Source organism: Oribacterium sp. KHPX15, from assembly GCF_900107835.1.
Taxonomy (GTDB): domain Bacteria; phylum Bacillota; class Clostridia; order Lachnospirales; family Lachnospiraceae; genus Oribacterium.
Genome location: NZ_FNRG01000057.1, coordinates 1 through 7230 on the forward strand (window position 1 = coordinate 1; position 7230 = coordinate 7230).

Below are 7230 nucleotides of genomic sequence, written 5' to 3' on the forward strand. Positions count from 1 at the left end.
ATAAATCTTTTCACCCTGTACCATGCGGTACTGTGTGCTTATGCGGTATTAGCAGTCTTTTCAGACTGTTATCCCCCTCTGTAAGGCAGGTTACCCACGCGTTACTCACCCGTCCGCCACTCGCTTGAGAATCACTAGGTTTCATCTCTCGCTCGTTCGACTTGCATGTGTTAGGCACGCCGCCAGCGTTCATCCTGAGCCAGGATCGAACTCTCATATTAAATACGAAAGAGATTTCTCTCTTTTAAGTTCTTCCCGTTCAGAACTAAAAGCTTGGCTTTATTTGTTCTGTCCGTTTTCTTTACTGCGATTGTATTTTCGCTTTAGACCTTTTTGGTCTCGCTTCAGATCTTTAAAGATCCTCCGCTTCTGAATCTTCATATAGAATCTTCAGGGTCTGTGTATTAATCGATCTTTGATTTTCAAGGTTCTGTTGCTGTTTTATTGCGACAGCTCGTTTAATATATCAGCTCTTAATGGTGTTGTCAAATGGTTTTTGAAAAATTTTTATTTTTTTAAGCCTGACATTATTATTAATTCAAAAACTTTTATAAATAGATTGGATTCTTTCAAAAAATAAATCCATGTTCCTTTTCTGTTTATCTGTTCCATAATATCATTTATGAATTCATTCTTTGGAAACAGGCTCAACACTATAAAGATTATCCATATATACAATATTGATTCTATTAGTCCAAGTATGGCACCGGAAACTCTGTTGATAACGGATAATACCGGTAATGCCACTATTTTATCCAGTATGTAAAAAATCAGCTTCATTATAATCGTTATTACAATCATCAAGACTAAGAAAGTAATAATTGATAAAACAAAGTCTGAAATTTTTTCAGTTATTATATTTGCTATTTTATCTATCCCAAGTAGTTCACTTATGTCGCCATCGCTATTCTCGAGGGTGTTTTTTATTATGGCATTAACTATATTATTATCCGATAAGCTTTCATTTTGTATTTGTGTGCTGTTTTTGACTGTTGATTCTATATATTCCGTAACCAGAAACTCCACTTTATTACTTACAAATGATCTCACCGCTTCGTTATTTTTTAACCATTCCTGAAAATGTGGTTTTGCCATCCTGGTTATCACTATTGACATAATCAGCGTAACCAGGTTAGATGACATCTTTACCAAACCTTTACAGTAACCTGAAATAAGCATGACTACCATAAAGGTAATCACGCTTATCTGAACCCAGTCATTTTTAATTACTTCTAATGCTACTGTCATATACTCAGCTTACAAAGCAATCTTCACGTAAAATCAGCCTGTCATCCTTATCATATTTTGGATGAAATACTCCGGCAAGTTTTTTACCAAATCCTGATTTTTCCGCCTTATCTGCAGCTTCTTCAATAAGATCTTCTGCACTTGCTTTATTTAATGCGATGCCGTCCTCCTGCATTATTTCAATTCTTTCATATAATGCCAGCACAGTCTTTCCCGGTAATACGCAGTCTATACTCTTTGCATAGTTCTGTGCATAAGTTGCAAAATCATCAATATCCATTTCTTTATAAAAGTCTGATGGTAATGCATTATCCACATCATTTTGCTTAGGCTTTGATATAGCTGCATTCTCGGCTTTACCCACTGTCTTTGGTTTATCATAATTTATTATGTTTTCTTTTTCATCCTTAACAGCCGGAATTTCTGCCTGATTTATCTGAACATCTTCCACAAGATCGTCTTCTATATCAGAAACCAGATCAAACTTTTTTATAAATAACGGCCTGTCTTCAGCCATTCTGTCAAATCTGTCTACAACATCCACTAAAATGATGGAACTTGGATCTTCAAGTTCATCAATATAATCTGCGATCTCATCAACAACTTTATAAGTTAAAGATCCGGCATCCTCTATGATAAGATCTTTTCCTTCGATCTTGGATTTAAATGCTTCGAATCCCTTTTCATTCAATTTCTCGGAATTTGTCTTGGCAACCTTGAAATCGTAACCATACTTGTCATGAAAATACTTAATTTCATCTACTGCAATCTTAAATCCGTCTTCCTTGGATTTTGCTTCAATGATCATATGGTAATTATTGAGATTTTCTTTTACCTTATTCTCATTAGATTTACCGCTGCCGGAATCTTTGCTAACCGTTTCTTCAGAATTTGTGTTTTCGGTTTCTTCAGTATTTTCGTTATCATCATAGCTGTCTTCAGCCACAGAATTATTTTCGGTTTCTTCCTGCCTGACAGAAGCATTATCATGATTCCTGATATTGGTTATATTGATTTCAGAAGGTTTTTCATTTAACTCTTCAAATTGTTCTGATGCCTGTTTAAGTTTGTCCTCGTAAAGACTTCTGTTCTCAATAAGATCCAGCTGCTGTTTTGATAATTCTCTGTACCTTTGTTTTAATTCCATGGCTTTATCAACATACTGGCCAAGTCCAAACAAAAGCATGATTTTATCGCAGGTCTTTACACATTCATCTTCGTATCCGACATCAGAATACAATTTTGCCAGCTCATAAAGCCATTTTTCATCTACATCGACTGATGTATACTCTTCCAAAGGCGCTATAAGTTGTTCATTTGATGCGCCTTTAGCTTTTAATATCTTATATCTTAACAAATATTGTCTTGAATCATCCGGACTCATTTCACAGAATTCTCTATAGAATTCCTGAGCCTCCTGAATGTCTCCTGCCTCAACAGAAATCTCTGATAACTTAAACAGAAATCTCTTGCCTACGGGAGCTCTTTCAAATGCCAGTATCAGAATATCTTTGGCTTCCTCATACTCTTTGTTATGTTCATAAATTTCTGCTACCGAAGAAAGAAGATTGGCGTTTCTTACTCGTCTCCAATCTATTGTATCGGCAATCTGCATGGCTGTTTTATAATCGCCCTGCTCTGCCATTTTTCGCATTTGCTCAGCTTTAATGTTAAATTCGTACTTATCCATTAAACAATCATACTCCTTAGCAGTTAATATTTATAAAATAACCCTTCCATCCAAAGCTCTTAGTAAGGTTATACCATCAATATTCTCTATATCTCCACCAACCGGTACCCCTGATGCTATTCTTGAGACCTTTATTCCCATAGGTTTTATCAGTTTTGTAATATAGGTTGCTGTTGTTTCACCCTCTAATGAAGAATTAGTAGCTATAATAACTTCTTCTATATCATCCTTCAATCTGGTTATTAATTCTTTTAGCTTTATATCATCAGGTCCGACACCAAGCATAGGTGAAATGGCTCCATGTAATACATGATATACTCCACTGTACTTACCGGTACGTTCATAGGCAGACATATCTCTGCTGTTTTCCACAACCATTATCTGCTTATGATTACGGTTTTCAGATGCACATATAGGACATGTATCGGAATCTGTTAAAGTATAACAAATCTTGCAATATCTGACATTTTTTCGAGCCGATAAAATAGCATCTGCAAGCTGCTCAGCCTGTTCCTTTGGTGCATTAATAATATGAAATGCAAGTCTTTGCGCACTTTTCTGCCCAACACCGGGAAGATGCGAAAGCTCACCTATAAGTTTTGAAATATCTTTTGAAAAATATTCCATCAGAACCCAAGTCCTCCGGTAAGCTTACCCATTTCTGACTGTGAATCCTCCTCTGCTGAACCGATAGCCTGATTTACCGCAGCAAGGATCATATCTTCAAGTGTTTCTACATCTTCTGGATCTACAGCATCTTTATCAATATCAACTTTTATCACCTTTTTCTCACCGGTAACTGTAATTTTCACAGCTCCGCCACCAGCCTGGCCGATATACTCTTTCTTAGCCAACTCCTCCTGAGCCTCTTCGAGTTTTCTCTGCATACGCTGATACTGTTTCATAATATTATTCATATTCATTCCCGGCATTCCTCCGGGAAATCCGCCATGTTTAGCCATTTATATACCTCTCATCCTTCTGTTTCAATATTAATATTAATCTTACTCAGATCATCATCAGTTACATATATTGTTGAATTTTCTTTTTCTTCAGATAACTCAGTAGAAAATTTGATAGATTTATTATATCTGTCTTCAACAACCTTACATAACATATCCTTAGATTCATTTTCAGAAATGATTTTATAACAGGCTTTGCTCTTTGTTACTATTATCATTCCGTCATGTTCCCTGTTAGGTTTTACATATGAATCTTTCAAAGCCACAGAAACAACTGAAGAAGGAACAGCTATGCAAATATTTCTCCATTCCTTTTTCAGCAGTTGAAGATCTTCATACTGAGCTTTCGGTAATGCTACCTTTTTGGGAGAATCGGATTTTATTTCTTTTGGAACAAAGTCTTTTGCTTTACCCAAGGTTTCAGTCAGATTCCCATTTTTGATAGAATCAATATTGATATTTGCGATATTTCTTTTTATTTCACTAAGTTTTGCATTTAAGCCTTCCAACGATGTATCTGTTTCCGGGTAGGCCATTTTCATCAAAGTTGTTTCCAATAGTATCCTTTTGGATACAGAATATCTCATTTGGTTGCTTAATTCACTCAGCATCCTAACGAAGCGTAATAATTCATCTACAGAAAACAGCTTTGAGTCATCCTTCAGCTTTAGCAGGTTCTCGTTGGACATATCCACAAGACCATTTAAGTTATCAACACTCTTAGCCAGGAGCAGGTTTCTTATATACATGATCAGATCATTTATAAATTGTCCTATCTCTCTGCCCTGTTCAATAACTTCTGATATGATATTCAGGATGTCTCTGATATCTTTTTTATTCAACGCACATATCATATCAGAAAAAACAGATGTATCAACAGCTCCCAATATGTTTAATGCATCTTCATACTCAATTTTATGATCAAATTGAAAGGCAGAACATTGATCCAGTAGTGATACGGAATCTCTCATGGATCCGTCTCCCACTCTTGCTATATAGTGTAATGCTTCATCATCAACAGCTATACCCTCACTTGAAGCTATTTCATGTAGTCTTTCAGTTATCGTTTCCGTAGATATCCGACGAAAATCATACCTTTGACATCTGGAAAGAATTGTTATCGGCAGTTTGTTTGGCTCAGTTGTTGCCAAAACAAATATCACATATTCGGGAGGTTCTTCCAAAGTCTTTAGGAAAGCATTAAACGCAGCCTGACTAAGCATGTGAACCTCATCAATGATATATACTTTAAATCTTGCGTCCACCGGAGGATACTGAACCTGATCTCGTATCTGTCGTATGTCTTCAACACTATTGTTTGACGCAGCATCCATTTCAATAACATTCATGCTTGAATCATTCAAAACAGATCTGCACGATGCACACTTATTACAAGGATTACCGTTATCAGGGTTTTCACAATTTACGGCTCTGGCGAGAATCTTTGCAACAGATGTTTTTCCTGTTCCTCTGGTTCCGCAGAACAAATATGCATGACCTATACGCCCGGTCTTTATCTGATTTTTAAATGATTCTATTATAGGATCCTGTCCTTTTATCTCATCAAATGTTTGAGATCTCCATTTTCTGTATAATGCAGTGTAACTCAATTAAAATCCTCATTTAAAACATTTATATTTTGAAAACCTTTTCAGTCTCCAAATGAAATTCCAAGAAGTTTAGCTTCCTTTACTATCTGGGAATCGGGATCGACATATTTTAATTTACCGGCGATATCTTTTAAAGGAACTTTAACAATATCATTTTTAACCAATGCAACCATATTACCAAAGTCCTGTTTTTTAATTAATTGCGCAGCTTCAATACCAAATCTTGTTGCCAGTACTCTGTCATAAGGAACAGGTGCTCCGCCTCTTTGAGTATGACCGGGAACAGTAACTCTTACCTCTATTCCTGTTCTGTTAAATACTTCATCTGCAAGCTCATAGGAAACAGAAGGGTACTTTCTTTCAGCCAGCTTTTTCTTATAATCCTTCTTCGACTTCAAAGAATCTTCATAAGAAATGGCGCCCTCTGCTACGGCTATAATTGAAAACTTGGATCCGTATTTATACCTTTCGAGAATCTTATTACATACAGCATCTATATGATATGGTATTTCAGGAATGAGTATTATATCAGCTCCTCCGGCTAAACCAGCATATAATGTCATAAGTCCTACTTTATGACCCATTATTTCTACAATAAAAACTCTTTTATGGGATGCTGCTGTAGTATGTATACAATCAATCGCTTCTGTAGCAATATTAACAGCAGAATGAAAACCAAATGTCATATCGGTTCCCCAGAGATCATTATCAATGGTTTTTGGACATGCTACAACATTAAGTCCACTTTGGGAAAGAAGATTTGCAGTTTTTAAAGAACCATTACCTCCTAAAACAACCAGACAGTCAAGCCTAAGCTGTTTATAGGTATGTTTCATGGCTTCAACTTTATCAAGACCATTTTCATCGGGTTCATTAATCGTTTTAAAAGGAGTTCTTGATGTCCCCAGAATTGTTCCACCAATATTTAGAATACCTGAAAAATCAGAACGTTCCATTTTATGATATTCCGAGTAAATAATTCCATGATATCCGCTTTCAAAACCATATATTTCAAGATCATCGAACAAATTAAACAGTGCTTTACCAACACCTCTCATGGTTGCATTAAGCGCCTGACAATCACCACCACTTGTAAGCATTCCAACTCGCATTCTAACTTCTCCTTTCTGACAATAGATCAATGTATATTATAAAAGTCAAGAAAATTCCTTCATAAATTATACAAGTATAACATATGTTTTTCAACAAAATAAGAGACCACCAAAGGGTGATCTCTGAGACTTGCGGGAGAAGGATTTGAACCAACGACCTTCGGGTTATGAGCCCGACGAGCTACCAGACTGCTCCATCCCGCGATATTAATATTTGTTATTTTCAATTCTGTTAAAGAATCCTTTGAATTCTACTGAACCAAATCTTGAACAGAATTAATGGGGCCTACAGGGCTCGAACCTGTGACCCCCTGCTTGTAAGGCAGATGCTCTCCCAGCTGAGCTAAGACCCCATTCAGTTGAAAATAACAACTGTGAAACTCATATCGAGTTTCAAATGGATGGGGGTGGATTCGAACCACCGAAGTCACTGACAACAGATTTACAGTCTGCCCCCTTTGGCCACTCGGGAACCCATCCATAAAATATTGAATTTTAAATGATCAATAAATCATTAGCGACCCGGGACGGAATCGAACCGACGACCTCCGCCGTGACAGGGCGGCGCTCTAACCGACTGAGCCACCGGGCCTTACTACTTTGAGATT

General features: G+C 36.7%; 6 protein-coding genes, 4 tRNA genes and 1 rRNA gene. All 11 read right to left on the reverse strand.

From position 1 onward, the window contains the following. Window positions 1-221 (reverse strand): 16S ribosomal RNA (locus BLV86_RS16730); the annotation flags it as partial. A 286-nt stretch (window positions 222-507) separates the two neighbouring features. Next, on the reverse strand, window positions 508-1248 hold the full coding sequence (locus BLV86_RS16735; protein ID WP_090819856.1) for a CvpA family protein: 741 nt from the start codon (window positions 1246-1248) through the stop codon (window positions 508-510). Between the two features lie 4 nt (window positions 1249-1252). Then, window positions 1253-2938 (reverse strand): tetratricopeptide repeat protein, encoded by a 1686-nt coding sequence (locus tag BLV86_RS16740; protein ID WP_090819859.1) that lies wholly within the window; start codon window positions 2936-2938, stop codon window positions 1253-1255. 30 nt (window positions 2939-2968) lie between these two features. Next, the gene (gene recR / locus BLV86_RS16745; RefSeq protein WP_031555652.1) at window positions 2969-3565 is read right to left on the reverse strand and encodes a recombination mediator RecR; all 597 of its coding nucleotides are present in this window, start codon (window positions 3563-3565) and stop codon (window positions 2969-2971) included. Continuing rightward, window positions 3565-3900 (reverse strand): YbaB/EbfC family nucleoid-associated protein, encoded by a 336-nt coding sequence (locus BLV86_RS16750; RefSeq protein ID WP_031555648.1) that lies wholly within the window; start codon window positions 3898-3900, stop codon window positions 3565-3567. The genes recR and BLV86_RS16750 overlap by 1 nt, the downstream gene beginning before the upstream one ends. 11 nt (window positions 3901-3911) lie before the next feature. Continuing rightward, window positions 3912-5510, reverse strand: a complete 1599-nt coding sequence (dnaX, locus tag BLV86_RS16755; RefSeq protein ID WP_090819862.1) for a DNA polymerase III subunit gamma/tau — start codon at window positions 5508-5510, stop codon at window positions 3912-3914. Between the two features lie 41 nt (window positions 5511-5551). Beyond that, window positions 5552-6622, reverse strand: a complete 1071-nt coding sequence (locus tag BLV86_RS16760; RefSeq protein WP_090819865.1) for a 6-phosphofructokinase — start codon at window positions 6620-6622, stop codon at window positions 5552-5554. Between the two features lie 130 nt (window positions 6623-6752). Beyond that, a tRNA-Met gene (locus tag BLV86_RS16765) sits at window positions 6753-6826 on the reverse strand. A gap of 76 nt (window positions 6827-6902) precedes the next feature. Beyond that, window positions 6903-6975 (reverse strand) — tRNA-Val (locus BLV86_RS16770). Between the two features lie 45 nt (window positions 6976-7020). After that, window positions 7021-7102, reverse strand: a tRNA-Tyr gene (locus BLV86_RS16775). Between the two features lie 38 nt (window positions 7103-7140). Beyond that, window positions 7141-7214, reverse strand: a tRNA-Asp gene (locus BLV86_RS16780). Window positions 7215-7230: the final 16 nt, after the last annotated feature.